This window comes from Salifodinibacter halophilus, assembly GCA_012999515.1.
Lineage (GTDB): Bacteria > Pseudomonadota > Gammaproteobacteria > Nevskiales > Salinisphaeraceae > Salifodinibacter > Salifodinibacter halophilus.
In genome coordinates this window covers 1-293 of sequence record JABEEB010000147.1, presented here as the reverse complement: position 1 = coordinate 293, position 293 = coordinate 1, and the positions used below count along the sequence as shown (strand labels likewise).

The following is a 293-nucleotide window of genomic DNA, read 5'->3' as shown; positions in this document are numbered from 1 at the left end:
CCCAGATCGATCCATTGCGTCCGCGGCCAAGCCACGCGCAGCGCCGCGACGATGGCCTGCGGCCAGCCGTACAGCAGCACCGCATGCTCATCCGCCGACGCCGACGCCGACGCGGACGCCGACGCCGCGCGCACAGGCTGCGCGGTCCACACCGGCGCGGCCGGCGGCTCGCAGCGTTGCTCCAGAGCCACCTGCAGCAGGCGGCCGCGGGTGGCGTCGCGGGTTTCGAAGCGGCGCGCTTTGGGATGCCGCGCCAGCATCGGGTCGAAGCCGGACTCGGTGGAATAGAACTG

1 protein-coding gene is annotated in these 293 nt (G+C 73.4%); it reads right to left on the bottom strand.

Annotation, left to right across the window (positions count from 1 at the left end; translation table 11 throughout):
* Positions 1-293, bottom strand: a 293-nt coding sequence (locus HKX41_11080; protein ID NNC24674.1) for a hypothetical protein, incomplete at both ends; no start/stop codon positions are given.